This is a genomic window from Nitratireductor sp. (assembly GCF_017794765.1).
GTDB lineage: Bacteria > Pseudomonadota > Alphaproteobacteria > Rhizobiales > Rhizobiaceae > Nitratireductor.
The window spans coordinates 2,549,310-2,564,759 of record NZ_CP051236.1 but is presented as its reverse complement, the minus strand read 5'-3'; the positions used below and the strand labels follow the sequence as shown (position 1 = coordinate 2,564,759).

Here is a 15,450-nt window from a genome sequence, read left to right as displayed (position 1 = left end):
TGTTCACTCTCCAGTTGTTTCAGCACGGCGCGCACGGGTTGCCCTGTAAAGCGACATACCGATCAGCAGCGCCCAGATCGCCAGTGTCAGCACGCCCAGCGTTCCGCCGATGGGGCGCGCAAAAAACTCCGTCAGCTGTCCGTCCGCCTTGATGATCGACTTCATGAAGTTTTCCTCGACCAATTGTCCGAGGATCAGCGCCAGGATCATGGGTGCCAGCGGAAAATCATTCTCCTCCAGAACAAAGGCGATGAGGCCGACAACCAGCATGACCCACACATCAAAAAGCGTGTTGTTGGCGGCAAAGGCACCGATGACACAAAACAGAAGGATGATTGGAAAGAGAACGTCCTGTGGGATGCTGAGCAGACGGCGCGAGCCGTAAACTGCCGCCAGACCGAGCGGCAGCATAAGCAGGTTCGCAATGATGAAAACCGCGAAAATGGCGTTCACCAACCCGGTGTCCATTACGAAAACCATCGGTCCGGGCGTGATGCCCTTCATCAGGAGGACGCCGATCAGGATCGCGGTGATCGTGTCGCCGGGAATGCCGAAGACAAGGCTTGGTACATAGGCCCCTGACAGTGCTGCGTTGTTGGCGCTTGACGCGCTGACAATGCCCTCGGGATAGCCGGTGCCGAACTTTTCGGGAGAACGGGAGAATTTTTTGGAAAGCGCGTAGGCAATCCACGCTGCGATGTCGGCGCCTGCTCCGGGCAGGGCGCCTATGACGCTGCCGAGCAAGGAAGAACGCACGACCCCGCCCTTGAAACGCCAGATGGTGCTGCCAACACCCGACACCATGGCGCCAAGTCGTACTGGCGGCGGCGCAGGCAAGCGCGAGGGGCGCGCGACCTTGCGCAGGATCTCGGTGATGGCGAACATGCCGATAAGAACAGGGATGATGGACACGCCGCCGATCAGTTCGGTATCGCCGAACGTGAAGCGCTTGACACCCATCACCACATCGATGCCAATCGTGGACAGCATCAGGCCGATGCACAGCGAGAGAACGCCTTTGACCGGTGAGCTGCTGGAAACGAATATGGCGCAGGACAGTCCAAGCAGAGCCAGCCAGAAATACTCGTAGCTCGAAAAGCCGAGCGAAACCGCCGCAATCTGCGGTGCCGCGAGAATGAGGACGGCAACACCGACAAGGCCGCCAATGGTGGAGCACAGCATGTTCACGCCCAGCGCCAGCTCTACCTGCCCTTTCTCGCGCATGCGATAGGATTCATCCGTATAGGCCGCTGACGCGGGTGTGCCGGGTATTCGCAGGAGCGCGCCGGGAATATCGCCGGCAAAAATCGCCATCGTTGTGGCTGCGACAATGGCGCCGATGGCAGGGATCGGATCGAGAAAAAAAGTGATCGGGACGAGCAGTGCGGTGCCCATGGTCGCGGTCAGCCCGGGGATCGAGCCGATCATCAGACCGTAGGCGGAGGCGGCCACGATGATGAAGAAGACCTGCGGCTGAAGGACCTCGCCAAAGGCTGTCAGAACGGCATCCATCAGTAGATCACCTCGGTCAGAAGGCCGAGCGGCAGCGGCACACGCAGGAGATAGGCAAACAGCAGCCAGAGAGCGGCGGTGCCGAGCAAGGCGATGATGGCCGCACGCAGTGGCCTCCCCGTCGTGACGGTCAGGAATGCGCCAAGCAGCACCGGCACCAGAAGCGGAAACCCGATCGGCTTGCTGAGATATGTATAGGCGATCACAAAACCCGGGACCCAGGCCATGCGATGAAATGTGGCCGAACCGCGCATCCAGTCAGCCACGACAAGAAGCGGCGCGTGGCTGCGAACGCCGCTCCAGATCAGCGCAAGTCCGCACACCATCATCACAGCCGCAATAATGGTGGGAAACGTGCCGGGCCCGTAGGGTTGGTCCGGCAAAGTGGGGAAGCCGCGAGCGGCAAATAGAATGAGTGCCGACAGGAGGACGAAAACGCCTCCCGTCACGGCGTCGTTCATACGCATGATCCAGGCCTCCCCATTTAAGGTTACTGCTTCAGGCCAAGCTTCTCGATGACTTCGGCGTTGCTCTTGGAGGCATTCTCCATGAAGGTGCCGAACTCATCTGCAGGGAGCCACCGCACGCCGAAACCGCGGCTGCTCATGAACTCCTGAAACTCTGCGCTCTGATAGACCTTGTCGAGCGCTGCCTCGACCTTGCCGGCGATGTCTGCGTCGAGTCCCTTTGGCCCGACAACACCGCGCCAGGTGCCACCAACCGAGGCGGTGCCCACGGCTTCCTTGGCGGTTGGTACATCGGGGTAGGAAGCAAGGCGCTCATCCGCCAGGACGGCGAGCGTCTTCACAAGACCCGCATCGCGCATGGATGCTGCTTCCGGCAGGGAGGAAGGAACGACAGCCACGCCTCCCGAAACCAGTTCCTGAAAGCCGGGAGCAGCGCCCTGGCTGGGCACAACGGTCAAAGCGGTCGGGTCGACGCCGTTGTCATTCAGGAAACCGGCGAATGCCAGATGATATGCAGCGCCAACGGGGAAACCGGAAGCTTTGAACTTGCCCGGATTGGCTTTGATAGCCTCGAGCGCCTGGCCTGCATCTTCCCACTCGCTATCGGCGCGTACGTTGAAGGCGGACGCGTCGAAGTTGACCAGGGCAATCGGTGTCACATCGGCCGGGGACGCTTCAGACGTGCCGATCGCGGCATAGGTGGTCAGTTCCGCAGTAGCGAGCCCAAGCGTGTAACCGTCCGGATCGGCGTCGATCATCGCCGTATGTCCCACAATACCGCCGGCCCCGGTGCGGTTGACCACGTTGACCGGTGTGCCGAGTACATCCTGCAGGCCTTTGGCGAGCATGCGCCCGACGGCATCGGTGCCGCCGCCGGCGGACCACGGAACAACTAGCGTAATGGGACGCTCCGGGTATTCTGCAAACGCCGGGCCGGCGAAGGCCACGGTCGCTGCAAGCAGCGTCGTTAAGGTTGCGTATTTCATTGCTTCTCCTCCGTTGATTGGCATTCCTCAATGCCGATTGTCGGTTCACGCTGAACCGAAAAGCTCCTTCGTGTCGGACAGGCTCTGCTCGAGCAGCCGCTCCATGGCGGAGCGAGCCTGATCCGGGTCGTGTGCGGCGATGGCTTCGTAGACGAGCCGGTGGTTCTTGAGATTGCCCTCGAAATTTCCCGGCTGTTCGATGAGCGCCTCGAAATTGGCGCGCACCGCGTGGATGATCGAGCGAATGATGGACTGAATGAAGCGATTGTTCGCTGCATCTGCCACAGCAAGATGGAAAGCGACGTCGACCCTGACCTGTTCTGCGGTGCTGCCGCTGCCGCGTTGCTCTTCCATGTCACGATAGGCCGCGGCGATCGCTTCGACCTGGTTCGGAGCTGCTGAACGGGCTGCCTCGAAGGCTGCCGCCGGCTCGATCGTCTGGCGTGTCTGGACAAGTTCCTCCATGAAATCGGAGTCGGCGCGAAACAGTGCGCCGAACCAGTCGATCACATCGGGATCAAGCACATTCCATTCTGCCCGCGGTAGAACCACGGTTCCCCGGCGCGGCGCAATGGCCACCATCGATTTGGCCGCAAGCAGCTTCATTGCCTCTCGAAGCGTATTTCGAGAAACCGCAAAGCGTGATGCGAGTTCGGCCTCCAGCGGCAGACGTTGCCCCTCCGAAAACTCTCCCTCAACAATTGCCTGACCGATGGCCTCTGCCGTGATGAAGGCTCCCGACCTCCATTGCGACCCAACCCGCGACGTCATGGCTCCTCCCTGCCGTCATTGGTAGGATCAATGAGCCTTGAATCTCAAATTCTGTCAAGGGGGCTTATGGGTAGCCGTGGCTTGATGGCTGCCATCTCCCGGGGAGAATGTTGCGGGAGGCGAGGTTTTGGGGCCCGGCAGGTGCGGGCAAATCTGTTAGGATGATCGCCCTCAGCGCGACGTTTGTTTGCTGCTGCGGGAGCCGGCTCGGGCGCGTTGTGCGAATTCTACAGGCATGAAGCCGAGATTGCGCAAAGCCAATGTGCGGGAGCGTTGTCGCGCTTAAATGCGAACTTCGTCATCAAATCGGAGACGATGCGATCGTCATTGCCGGTGTAGAGTGCAATACGATTTTCCGCTCGCGCGTCGATCACCGCGCGCACCGCGTCGAGCGTCCGATAACGGTTGAACGGCGCCATCTTGACCGCCACCACATCCTCGATTTCGGTAAGGCGACATTACCTTAAAGGCATGATGTTGTTAAATTATCTGATAGATATGAGAAATCCCGGCAAAGGATAATGGCGGAGGGAGTGGGATTCGAACCCACGAGACGGTCACCCGCCTGCCGGTTTTCAAGACCGGTGCCTTCAACCGCTCGGCCATCCCTCCGGGCATTGATTTCGTTAGCTTTTTTTTGGAACAGCAGTATCGCCTGGTCAGAGCGATGCGATCACTTTGCTACCGAATGCCTTTTACGGCTTCGCCTTTACCGCGCCTCGTATTGCGGCGTCAACCTGTTACGATGCATCAGGGCTGCGTCCGCAGGATGAGGTGCCATAATGACTGGGCGACTGTGCCTCAGGCTTACGACGGCGGGCCAGGCTCTGGAGCGTTGTGCGAAGGCCCGGAAAGCAATTCGCCAACCGGGCCTCCCCCAAATCGCAGAAGCGATCAGTTTACCTGCAGATTTGCAGCAGACGCGCGTCCGCGATTGTCCTGCTCAAGATCAAACGTCAGGGACTGACCTTCAACCAGGCCTCCCAGTCCAGCCCGGTCCAGTGCGCTGATGTGAACGAATACGTCGCTCTCACCATCGTCGCGCTCGATGAAACCAAAGCCTTTTTGACCATTGAAGAATTTTACTTTGCCCGTTGGCATGGTGGCGATCCTTTATAATCTCGACCAGAAGAACACGCCCCGCAATCAGCAGGACGCAACAAATATCGATTTCAGGAACGAGAATGGCGGGTCGAGTTTGGTTGACGCCGCCCGAAGCCAAGCCAGGCCCTAATAACGATCAGGCGAGATTGTGCCCGGAGTATGGCTTATTCAAGGCCCACTCGTTCTCAGCCGGATTACGAAAGAAATGGTTGGCAATTATCGGCTGACAGTGCCTATGCTGGTCAATGACTTCTGATCTCGAAAATCTGGCCCGCAAGCTCTACACTGACAGCAATGGACGCAGTTGGGCCGACGAGAGTTGGGATCTCCGCGATAAATGGATGAGCGCGGCGCGCCAGCGATTTGATGCCAATGGGAACCGATTACCGGAGAGTGGTCAACGTGACGGTCCCCCTTCCCGGCTACCTGAAGCGCCGCCGGAAGGAACAGCAGGCCTACGGCGCCCGGAAAAGCGAAAAATGAAATCCGTCTCGGCCCTCCCTGCCAGGCAATCGATATCGGAACGGCGGGCTGAAGAGACGAACACCAATGCCAGGAAAATCCTGCAGCATGAAGACACGGAGCGTCGTGAGAAAACCGAGCGCCTGAAGCGGGCACGGATTGCCGCTGAGCTCGCGGCGATCAAGGACAGTGCACGCTAGGCAACAAAAAAGCGGGCCAGAGCCCGCTTCCCTTCGTTCCTGAGACTTACGCGGGTGCCGGTACCTTCATGGTCACCACACAGTCTTGCAGGTCAAATCCAGAGCCGTTCACCGGAGAACCTCACCGCACATCTTGCAGGACGTTCCGCACCAGACCAGCATCTGATTGGAACCGTATGGGCCTTTTCTTGCCGGATGGCAAGAAAAAAATCTTGTAGCTCGACTTTTGCGCGAAACAGGCGCATCGTAATTCATGAAAACAATTCACCTTATCCTATCAGAGACGGCGTGGTTCGTTGCCATCGGCATCATGATCTCGATTTGTGCATGGTTCGCATACATCGTTCTGATCAGCATTACTTGGTAAACTCAGGATCAGACGGCGGTGCCACGTGGCGCGCCGGCGCTTCAGTCTCTCGCGCAACAGGATATCCGAGATGCATGTTGATCCGGGCATTGAACAAAATTGTCTGCCACGGCTAACTCCGGCCGGTTCCCAAGAGGTAGAGACCACTCAATACGGGCGGCGTATCGAGGTCGACGGCACCTGGACAGTCTATCACGTCTTCACCGGCGTCCCTGCCCTGCAGGCAGAAGTTCCTGCGATTGGCCTGTCGCGCATCGTCGCAACAGACCTCATGATCCGGAACAATCAACGACAGAAGAGACCAGTCGGTCTTACCGGGAAGTCGATGAGGACGTCGGTGTGGCGCAGTCCGCGTTCCCTTGGCGCCGCTGCGCTGAAAATGCTGAGCGGGAAAACAATCCGACATTGACCCACCACGTGGTTCAGAAGTCCTTCGCGGTGACCAGGTATGCCGCTTGGCGACCGCGTGCGTAAACCTTTCTGGCAGCATCGTAGACAGTCCCACGAGCGCCATCAAAGACCTGTAGAAGTTCACCCTCGTTTATCCCGTTCTCTGTCGAGACGAGTGCGTTGGCCTGAACAAAAAAAGATACTTCAAACAATCCATCATACCCGAGGAAGCGGACGCATCGTCTGTTTCTGTCATAGCTTCTGGCCTTGTTTGGAAAATCCAGCACCATCATTCCATCTTTCGTTGCGAGAGGTGTGAGCCATACCCATGCCAGCCATTGCCCGAATGAAACCGCGCGATCAGCAGCTTTTTAGAGATGGAAGCCAGCTCACGTTCTTATGGCGCTCCAGACCAGCGCGAAATTTTCTGGCTGTCGCCGCACCTTGGAAAAGCTTGCCGACGATGCCGGCATGGTCCGCTTCAACCCTGCGAACAAAAGCAGCGTCGGGCCTTTCGGGGGCAATCTTCCCGCCCTCGTTCTCCCAGGTATCAAGGTCGTCCGGCGGAGACCTTGTTTCGGGTCTGCGTGTCATGACAGTTTCCGATCTCTATCGAGCGCATCTTCGAGTTCTCTGGGGTCGATCTGCTTCATCTGGCTTTTGAGGGTTTCCGTGCCGACAGCCGGCAGGTGAATAAAGGTCGATACACCTCGCCAAGCGAGCCAGGACAACCCCTCTATAATCTCTTCGTCTCGTTCAACCTGATATTCGCCAGCCGGCAATTGCTGATCGAAGCCACCCAGAAGAAAACTCCCCTGAAACCGAACTGTGTACCTGATTGTGCGTGTAAGCATGGCTGCATTCCCTACGGGAGGAGCGCCTTCCTGCTCGACCGTTCTTTCGTGACGTAATCCAGGAGTTTTCTGATTTGGGCGAGATAGCCATTCGCCTGCAGAGCGTTTCCCGGGCCGCTGGCCGACTTTGTAACTGGAAGGCAGCGTAAAACAACCTGCGGCGTCAGCAGCGCCTGATGTTGATGGTCTACCTGCATTGAGTTCGAAATGAGGCGCCCTTTCGCCTGGTATGCAGCTCCAGTCGGGGAGCTTTCCAGTCGGGTTGACCAAAAAATCCGGCGGGAGCGCCTGAAGAATTGGCTGGCAACAAAAAAGCACCACCAGTGCTCTGAAGCAAAACGATTAAATGAGACAGCACACAACAAGGCCTGCGTGGTTGACCGAATGTCAATTCCGGGCTTCCAAACGCTCGACCATTTCACCGGTCGCGGTCTGGCGCTTTTGCGAGCAACCCCGGCTTGCCGGCAGCTCGTTTCATTCAGGATGGCGCGAGTGATGCCGGGGCCTTGGTTGCAGGCCCCTCCAGGGAGAAGAGCCAGCGATTTGCTTCCCATGCCGGGCATGCTTAAAAATGAGGTGCAGACTCACCGGCGCACGCGCGCCAACAGGCAGCTTTTTCATGGCAGACATGACTCCCGTTTTCGACGGTCACAATGACGCGCTTCTGAGACTTTATCAGAGCGGACGGCGGGATGCCGAACAACTTTTCCTGCAGGGAATGGATGGCGGGCACGTGGATCTTCCGCGAGCCCGAAAGGGAGGTCTGGCGGGCGGGCTCTTCGCGATTTTTCCACCGCCGCTTTCAAACATGAAAGTGAACGGAAAACGTCCGCAGGATGTAACCTTTCCTCAGCTTGGGCAGTCGGATGCGCTGACCTCTACGCTCGCCATGGCTGCATTGCTGCAGCGTCTTGAACGTGCATCTGAGGGCCGCCTGGCCATATGCCGCAATGCGAGTTCAATTCGTCAGGCGATGGCCTCGGACACTTTGGCCGCCGTATTCCATATCGAAGGCGCGGAAGCGGTGGGGCCCGATCTTGACCTGATAGACGTTCTCTATGCTGCCGGTTTGCGTTCGCTCGGACCGGTTTGGAGCCGTTCCAACATTTTCGGTCATGGCGTTCCGTTCCGCTTTCCCTCCTCTCCTGACATCGGCGAGAGTTTAAGCGAGGCCGGCAAGGCGCTTGTGCGCAAGTGCAATCGGCTTGGCATTCTGGTCGATCTCTCCCATCTCAACGAAAAGGGGTTTCGTGACGTTCAGGCGATCAGCGATGCGCCGCTTGTCGCCAGCCATTCGAACGTTCATGCCATCTGTCCCCAGTCCCGCAATCTGACGGATTGGCAGATGTCCGCGATCCGTGAGACAGGTGGTCTGGCAGGTCTCAATTTCTCTGTCAGCTTTCTGCGGCCCGACGGAGACACCAACGCCAATACGGGTCTCGACATTCTCCTCAAGCACCTTGACGCGATGCTTGAGGCACTTGGTGAAGGGGGTGTGGCGCTCGGATCCGATTTCGATGGCGCACTCGTGCCGCGGTCAATCGGAGACGTTACCGGCCTGCCGAAACTGATCGAGGCCATGCGCGTGCATGGCTATGGAGAGGAGTTGATCGAGAAAATCGCCTGGCGCAACTGGCTGCGCGTGCTCGAACGCACGATCGGATGAGGCGGGGCAATTCCAGGGGATGGACGTCAATTTTTCATGCCGAATGCGCAACAACAGTCAGTCGGAGCGTTTTCGCGTGTCAACGATAAACGGAATGCTCAGAATACGGGAACACAAGATGCAGCCCTCAAGGGATATCGCAAGACTCCTCGAAATCATGAAAGCACTTCGCACCCCACAGACCGGTTGTCCGTGGGACGTGGAGCAGGACTTCGCTTCCATCGCACCCTACACGATCGAGGAGGCCTACGAGGTCGCTGACGCGATCGAACGCAATGATCTAGACGACCTGCGCGAGGAACTGGGGGACCTTCTGTTGCAGGTCGTATTCCACGCACGCATGGCAGAGGAAGAAGGTCATTTCGATTTCGGGGATGTGGTCGAGGCGATCACCCGCAAGATGATCCGTCGTCACCCCCACGTGTTCGGTGATGCCGAGGCGCGGAGCCGCGGGATGGCGAAAGGCATGTGGAATGAGATCAAGGCACAGGAAAAGGCCGAGCGTGTTGCGCGGCGTTTGCAGAATGGCAACCCTGAGGAGTCTGCGGCCTATCTGGATGATGTCCCACGTGCCCTGCCCGCCCTTATGCGTGCTCACAAACTTCAACAACGCGCCGCCCGCGTCGGTTTTGACTGGGGCGAGAACGGTCCGGTCCTCGACAAGATCGAGGAGGAGATCGGTGAGCTGCGTGAAGCCCTGAAGGAGCAGGATGACGCTCACGCGGCAGAGGAGTATGGTGATCTTCTGTTTGCCGTGGTCAATCTGGGACGCCATCTGGGTTATGATGCGGAAGCCGCCCTCGCCCACACAAATGACAAGTTCCGCAAGCGCTTCGACTTTGTGGAAAGTGAACTCAAAAATGCCGGGCGTTCACTGGAGGAGGCGGAGCTGCAGGAAATGGAAACGCTTTGGCAGCGCGCTAAGACTGCAGCCCGCTGAAGGGGCTGCCGTTAAAGCACCAGGGCTACCACGCGTTGACGCATCTAATGCCGGGAGGGCTTGTTTCCGGAAAGCTGCTCCTGCATGTCCTGCTTTGCCGCTTCCGTCATCCGTACTTTCAGTGAGATGCTTCCATCGTCATTGTTCGTGCGCTCGACGACGTCACCATTGCGATAGACCCAGTCCAGGAGTGACATCCGTTCCGGTGCAAGATCGATCGAGGTCAAGACAATCTGTCCGGAAATATGCTCCTCGATCAACGCCAGGAGATCGGGAATGCCCTCTCCCGTGATCGCGGAGATTGCCAGCGGGGCGTCGTCGGCGCGCATACCCTCCAACAGGGCCCGGCGTCGTTCCGGATCAAGCCTGTCAATCTTGTTCCAGACCTCCAGAACGCGTGTCCGGTCCGCGGCGTCCACACCCAGGTCGCCGAGAATGGCCTCGACATCCATAGCCTGAGCTGCCGTATCGGGATCAGCGATATCCCGGAGATGTACGATCAGATCCGCTTCGATCACCTCTTCCAGCGTTGCGCGGAACGCAGCGACAAGATGGGTCGGCAGATCGGAGATGAAGCCGACCGTGTCCGAAAGAATAACCGTCGTGCCGTGAGGAAGCTGTACCCGGCGAAGGGTAGGATCCAGCGTGGCAAAGAGCATGTCTTCTGCCATCACGCTTGCCCCGGTGAGCCGGTTGAACAGCGTCGACTTGCCAGCATTGGTGTAGCCGACGATGGCAACGATGGGGAACGGTACCTTCCTTCGTTTTGCACGATGCAGATCGCGCGTGCGCCGGACCTGTTCCAGATCCTTCTTCAGGCGCATGATGCGCTCCTGGAGCTGGCGTCTGTCCGCTTCGATCTGTGTCTCACCCGGACCACCCATGAAGCCGCCGCCGCCGCGCTGCCGCTCCAGGTGGGTCCAGCTGCGGACCAGGCGGCCGCGTTGATATTCCAGATGGGCCAGATCGACCTGAAGCCGTCCTTCCTTGGTACGCGCGCGGCGCCCGAAAATCTCCAGGATCAGCCCCGTTCTGTCCAAAACCTTGGCCTTGAGCGCCTTTTCGAGGTTGCGCTGCTGGACCGGTGTGAGTGGATGATCGATGATCACCACTTCCACCGCCTGCTCTTCCACCCGCGCAGCGATCTCTTCCAGTTTGCCCGTGCCGAGCAATGTCGCAGGCCGAGGTGTGTGCACACTCACGATCTCGGCAAAAACCACATCGAGGTCGATCGCTTCCGTAAGACCGATCGCCTCTTCATGGCGTGCTTCAGACGCGCGCGAAGAAGCCGCACCACTCTCGGTGGCACGGCGCTCCGACGGGAGGACAGGCGTGATGACGGCGGCTCGCGTGGAGTCGGGACCAAAAGTCGACCGATCGCCGTCGCGCGCTGCTTCGTCTGGCTTGCGTTTTTCGGTCAATCAGGAGTCCCGATTGCTTTCCTCGGCGTCGTAAAGCTGAACGGGCTGGCTCGGCATGATCGTCGAGATCGCATGCTTGTAGACAAGCTGCGAATGTCCGTCGCGGCGCAGGAGCACGCAGAAATTATCAAATGAAGTAACAATGCCTGTCAGTTTGACACCGTTGATGAGGAAGATCGTCAGAGGGTTCTTGCTCTTGCGAACGGTATTCAGGAACAGGTCCTGCAGGTTTTGAGTTCGTTCCGCCATTTTTGGTCTTTCACCCATTCGCTGCCTCAGGGCAGCCAGTAGCGCAAATATGACACGCTCCTGTCAAGAAAGTCTGTGACAGGGACTGCATGATCAATTGATGCCTATGTTCATCGGTTGCACCGAGCCGCATCATCATGCGCGTTGGTTAACAGCTAGGACTTTTTTCCGCAATCGCAAAAAACGCGTCCCGCAGGGAGCGGGCGACACTGCCGGGATGTCCGTTGGCCACCGGTTTCCCATCGATGTTGACCACCGGCATCACGACGCTCGTGGCACTCGTCACAAACGCTTCGCGGGCGTTCTGCGCTTCTTCGACTGAAAAAGCACGCTCCTCGACCCTGAGCCCGAGATCGTCGGCGACCTTCATCACGGTGGCCCTGGTTATTCCGCGCAAAATGCCGAAATCGGCCGGACGGGTCACCAGATGTCCGTCCCTGGTAACGATCCATGCATTGGTCGATGCGCCTTCCTTGACCGTTCCGTCCGGATCCACAAACCACGCTTCCTGCGCACCGGCATCGACCGCGGCCTGGCGTGCCAGAACGTTCGGCAAAAGACCGATGGTCTTGATATCCACGCGTTCCCAGCGGTTTTCCGGCACGGTGATGACCGTCATGCCCTTTTCGGCCTTCTTTGCCGCGGCGTTCGGATCCATGCGCTTTGCCGTCACCACCAGGGCGGAGCGAACCGGCGTGGTGGGGAAAGCGTGGTCACGCGGGGCCACGCCGCGCGTCACCTGCAGATAGACCATGCCATTGCGCACATGGTTGCGGCGGATAACTTCGCGCATGATGAATTCCAGCGCCTTGCGCTCGACTGGCCAGTCCATGCGAAGCTCACGCAGCGAACGGTCGAGCCGGTCAAGATGCCCCTTCATGTCGATGATGAAACCACGGGAAATCTCGCACACCTCGTAGACGCCGTCAGCGAGCTGATAACCACGATCTTCCACGTGAACCATCGCGTCACCGTGATTCGCATAACGCCCGTTCACATAAGCAATGCGTGGCATGTCACACTCTCCGTCTGATGAAATCTGCCGGCTGGAATCGTCGCCGCAAAAAAGAATGGTTTGTTTTGCCGCTCTGCGGGAGCTTTTTCAAGCAGCTCAGAAGAACTCCAGGCTGACACGGAACATCTGTTCAACCTGACGGACCGCACTTTCGAGTGCAAAGATCACCACCCGGTCCTTCGGCTTGATCTTCAGAGACCCGCTCGGCTTGATCACCGCACCGTCGCGATAGACCGCGCCGATGCGCATTCCATCGGGGAACTCCACCTCGCTGAGCGGCGGACCGACAAGCGGCGATGTTTCCAGGGCCTCGGCCTCGATGACCTCGGCTGCGCCACGCTGAATGTTGTGGACGGCGCGAATGCGGCCGCGTCTGACATGCTGAAGAACCTTGGATATTGTCACGGAGCGCGGGTTCACATGCGCGTCAATCCCCAGCGTTTTGGCAAAATCGTGATAGGTCGGATTGTTGATCAGAACCAGATTGGAGCGGCACCCGAGACGCTTGGCAATCACGCTCGACAGGATGTTGACCTGATCGTCATTGGTCAGCGCCACCATCAGGTCGGCATGCTGAATATCGGCTTCCAGAAGCAGCTTTTGGTCAAGTGCGCTTCCATGCAGAACAACGGTGCGACGCAGCTTGTCGGCCAGCGCAACTGCGCGTTCGCGCGTGTTCTCGATCACCTTGACCTTGGTGCGGCTCTGTTTCTTTTCCATGGCGCGCGAGACATAGAGGCCGATGTTGCCGCCACCGGCGATGACGATGCGCGTCGCCTCGCGCTCCTCATGCCCAAAGAGACCAAGCGTGCGTCGCACCTGATCCTTGGTTGTCACCACATAGGCCAGATCACCGGCAATGAGCTGATCGCCCGAATGCGGGATGAACAGCTTGCCCTCGCGTGAGACGCCCACCACGGTCGATGGCAAGTCGGGGAAGAGTTCCGTCAGCTGTGCCAGCGGCGTGTTGATGACCGGACATTCCTCGAGGCATTCGATCGCTACCATCGATACCTTGTCGTCGGCGAAGCTCACCACATCTGTCGCACCGGGCAGTGCGATGCGGCGCATCACCATTTCGCCAACTTCCACTTCCGGCGAGATGATCACGTCGATGGGCAGATGATCGCGCGAGAACAGGTCCATATAGTGCGATTGCAGATATGACTGCGAGCGAATGCGCGCGATTTTGGTCGGCACATTGAAAAGCGAATGCGCGACCTGGCAGGCGACCATGTTCACCTCGTCGAACAGGGTCACGGCGATGATCATGTCGGCTTCGCTTGCGCCGGCAGAGGCGAGCACGTCGGGATGTGCGCCATGGCCGACAAAGCCACGCACGTCGAGCGTATCGCGAACGGCGCGAATCAACTCCGGCGATGTATCGATCACGGACACGTCGTTCTGCTCTGCCGCCAACCGTTCCGCGATACCGAAACCGACCTGCCCCGCGCCGCAAATAATGACTTTCATCGCCTGTTCCCTGCCTCAACAATGACCGAATGACGGGTCTGCAAGGCTCCTGCTAAAACCTGAGAGGCCCCGCCGGAATTGTGGGGTATCCGGCGGCGGTTCTGATCTTCGCCCTTTCCCTCCGGGCTCGTTCCGGACGGAGGCAAAGGGCGCGAACAAACCACTAGCGCTTTTCCAGTGACATGAAAACACCTGGATAAGGCAGGGTCTAAACGCCCAGAGATTTCAGTTTGCGATGAAGCGCAGAGCGTTCCATGCCCACGAATTCTGCCGTGCGCGAAATGTTTCCGCCAAAGCGGTTGATCTGGGCAAGCAGATACTCCTTCTCGAAGAGTTCGCGTGCCTCGCGCAATGGCAGGGCCATGATGTGCTGGTCCGACTGCGTCGGCAGACGCGGCATGACATCGCCGATTTCTGCTGGCAACAGGTCTGCGGTGATCGGTGTGTCCGGCCCGTCACCCCGCGTCAGGATCATCAGCCGCTCGATATTGTTGCGTAGCTGGCGGACATTGCCCGGCCAGTTGTGCGCCTGGAGAACGGCCATCGCATCATTGCCCAGCGGACGCGGCTTGATGCCCGCCTGCTCACCGATCTGCTGCATGAAATGATCGACAAGCAGGGGGATGTCCTCGCGTCGATCCGCCAGGGGCGGCACAACCACCGGCACCACGGCGAGACGGTGGAACAGATCTTCGCGGAAGCGGCCCTCGGCGATCAGGGATTCAATATTCTGCGCCGTGGATGAGATGATGCGTACGTCCACCCTCACCCGTCGTGTGCCACCAACGCGCTCGAACTGCTGGTCCACGAGAACACGCAGGATCTTGCTCTGCGTGCCGAGCGGCATGTCAGCCACTTCATCGAGATAGAGGACGCCGCCGTGAGCTTCCTCAAGGGCTCCCACCTTTCTCTCGCCACCGTCGGATTCGGTGCCGAACAACTCGATCTCCATACGCTCAGGCGTAATGGCTGCGGCGTTCAGCGTCACGAATGGTCCATTGCTGCGTGGTGAGGCGGCATGGATTGCCCTGGCGACCAGTTCCTTGCCTGAGCCGGACGGTCCTGTCAGCATGATCCGGCTGTTGGAGGGGGCGACACGCTCGATCGTCTGGCGCAAATGGTTTAGTGCCGCGGACTCGCCAACGAGATCGTATGAGGCGCCGCTCCGCTTCTTCAGATCGCTCATCTCGCGCTTGAGCTTGGAAATCTCCAGTGCCCGCTCGCAGATCAGGATCATCCGGTCGGTCTTGAACGGTTTCTCGATGAAATCATAGGCACCGCGCTTGATCGCCGAAACCGCGGTTTCGATTGTGCCGTGACCGGAAATCATGACAACAGGAACGTGGGGGTGCAGTTCCTTGATCTTGTCGAGCAGCGCCAGTCCGTCCAGCTTGGATCCCTGTAGCCAGATATCGAGCAGGATGAGGCGTGGAACCCGTTCCGAGATCGAGGCGAGCGCACTGTCGCTGTCGTGAGCGGTTCGCGTCTCATGGCCTTCGTCGCTCAGAATGCCGGCAACGAGTTCACGGATGTCTTCCTCGTCGTCTACGATCAGAATGTCGGAAGCCATTTT

At 58.8% G+C, this 15,450-nt stretch carries 17 protein-coding genes and 1 tRNA gene; 4 read left to right on the top strand and 14 right to left on the bottom strand.

Annotated elements, in window-relative coordinates; genetic code table 11:
- Positions 1-3: 3 nt before the first annotated feature.
- The 7 genes from HF949_RS12135 to HF949_RS12105 form a co-directional block, all read right to left on the bottom strand.
- The gene (locus tag HF949_RS12135; protein ID WP_292895621.1) at positions 4-1,512 is read right to left on the bottom strand and encodes a tripartite tricarboxylate transporter permease; all 1,509 of its coding nucleotides are present in this window, start codon (positions 1,510-1,512) and stop codon (positions 4-6) included.
- A complete protein-coding gene (locus tag HF949_RS12130; RefSeq protein WP_292895619.1) occupies positions 1,512-1,979 on the bottom strand; it encodes a tripartite tricarboxylate transporter TctB family protein in 468 nt (155 codons plus the stop codon). The genes HF949_RS12135 and HF949_RS12130 overlap by 1 nt, the downstream gene beginning before the upstream one ends.
- Positions 1,980-2,002: 23 nt before the next feature.
- Complete coding sequence (locus HF949_RS12125; RefSeq protein ID WP_292895617.1) at positions 2,003-2,965, bottom strand: Bug family tripartite tricarboxylate transporter substrate binding protein; 963 nt, start codon at positions 2,963-2,965, stop codon at positions 2,003-2,005.
- A 45-nt stretch (positions 2,966-3,010) separates the two neighbouring features.
- Positions 3,011-3,736, bottom strand: coding sequence for a FadR/GntR family transcriptional regulator (locus tag HF949_RS12120; RefSeq protein ID WP_292895615.1), 726 nt, complete (start codon positions 3,734-3,736; stop codon positions 3,011-3,013).
- A gap of 227 nt (positions 3,737-3,963) precedes the next feature.
- A complete protein-coding gene (locus tag HF949_RS12115; protein WP_292895613.1) occupies positions 3,964-4,167 on the bottom strand; it encodes a hypothetical protein in 204 nt (67 codons plus the stop codon).
- Between the two features lie 91 nt (positions 4,168-4,258).
- Positions 4,259-4,348: transfer RNA gene (locus tag HF949_RS12110), tRNA-Ser, on the bottom strand.
- Between the two features lie 282 nt (positions 4,349-4,630).
- Positions 4,631-4,837: a cold-shock protein gene (locus HF949_RS12105; protein WP_292895611.1), complete on the bottom strand. Its 207-nt coding sequence runs from the start codon at positions 4,835-4,837 to the stop codon at positions 4,631-4,633.
- 482 nt (positions 4,838-5,319) lie between these two features.
- Between HF949_RS12105 and HF949_RS12100 the strand changes: the two genes are divergently transcribed.
- Together HF949_RS12100 and HF949_RS12095 are read left to right on the top strand one after the other, a co-directional pair.
- Entirely contained in the window at positions 5,320-5,502 is a 183-nt protein-coding gene (locus tag HF949_RS12100; RefSeq protein ID WP_292895609.1) for a hypothetical protein, read from the top strand.
- Positions 5,503-5,939: 437 nt separating this feature from the next.
- Complete coding sequence (locus HF949_RS12095; protein ID WP_292895607.1) at positions 5,940-6,278, top strand: hypothetical protein; 339 nt, start codon at positions 5,940-5,942, stop codon at positions 6,276-6,278.
- A 13-nt stretch (positions 6,279-6,291) separates the two neighbouring features.
- On the opposite strand, the gene HF949_RS12090 is transcribed toward HF949_RS12095, so the two are convergent.
- Both HF949_RS12090 and HF949_RS12085 read right to left on the bottom strand, forming a co-directional pair.
- A complete protein-coding gene (locus HF949_RS12090) occupies positions 6,292-6,552 on the bottom strand; it encodes a DUF1488 domain-containing protein (RefSeq protein WP_404933077.1) in 261 nt (86 codons plus the stop codon).
- Between the two features lie 297 nt (positions 6,553-6,849).
- Positions 6,850-7,113 carry a hypothetical protein gene (locus tag HF949_RS12085; protein ID WP_292895605.1) on the bottom strand — a complete coding sequence of 88 codons (264 nt, stop codon included), beginning with the start codon at positions 7,111-7,113 and terminating at the stop codon, positions 6,850-6,852.
- 619 nt (positions 7,114-7,732) lie between these two features.
- Between HF949_RS12085 and HF949_RS12080 the strand changes: the two genes are divergently transcribed.
- Positions 7,733-8,779, top strand: a complete 1,047-nt coding sequence (locus HF949_RS12080) for a dipeptidase (RefSeq protein WP_292895603.1) — start codon at positions 7,733-7,735, stop codon at positions 8,777-8,779.
- Between the two features lie 118 nt (positions 8,780-8,897).
- Complete coding sequence (mazG, locus tag HF949_RS12075) at positions 8,898-9,719, top strand: nucleoside triphosphate pyrophosphohydrolase (RefSeq protein WP_292895601.1); 822 nt, start codon at positions 8,898-8,900, stop codon at positions 9,717-9,719.
- Between the two features lie 44 nt (positions 9,720-9,763).
- Here the strand turns inward: mazG and hflX are convergent, their stop codons facing one another.
- The 5 genes from hflX to ntrX form a co-directional block, all read right to left on the bottom strand.
- On the bottom strand, positions 9,764-11,140 hold the full coding sequence (gene hflX / locus HF949_RS12070; RefSeq protein ID WP_292895599.1) for a GTPase HflX: 1,377 nt from the start codon (positions 11,138-11,140) through the stop codon (positions 9,764-9,766).
- A complete protein-coding gene (hfq, locus tag HF949_RS12065) occupies positions 11,141-11,389 on the bottom strand; it encodes an RNA chaperone Hfq (RefSeq protein ID WP_007007454.1) in 249 nt (82 codons plus the stop codon).
- Between the two features lie 148 nt (positions 11,390-11,537).
- A complete protein-coding gene (locus HF949_RS12060) occupies positions 11,538-12,404 on the bottom strand; it encodes a D-amino-acid transaminase (RefSeq protein WP_292895593.1) in 867 nt (288 codons plus the stop codon).
- Between the two features lie 96 nt (positions 12,405-12,500).
- Positions 12,501-13,877, bottom strand: coding sequence for a Trk system potassium transporter TrkA (gene trkA, locus HF949_RS12055; protein ID WP_223020646.1), 1,377 nt, complete (start codon positions 13,875-13,877; stop codon positions 12,501-12,503).
- A 208-nt stretch (positions 13,878-14,085) separates the two neighbouring features.
- The gene (gene ntrX / locus HF949_RS12050; RefSeq protein ID WP_292895589.1) at positions 14,086-15,447 is read right to left on the bottom strand and encodes a nitrogen assimilation response regulator NtrX; all 1,362 of its coding nucleotides are present in this window, start codon (positions 15,445-15,447) and stop codon (positions 14,086-14,088) included.
- Positions 15,448-15,450 lie beyond the last annotated feature (3 nt).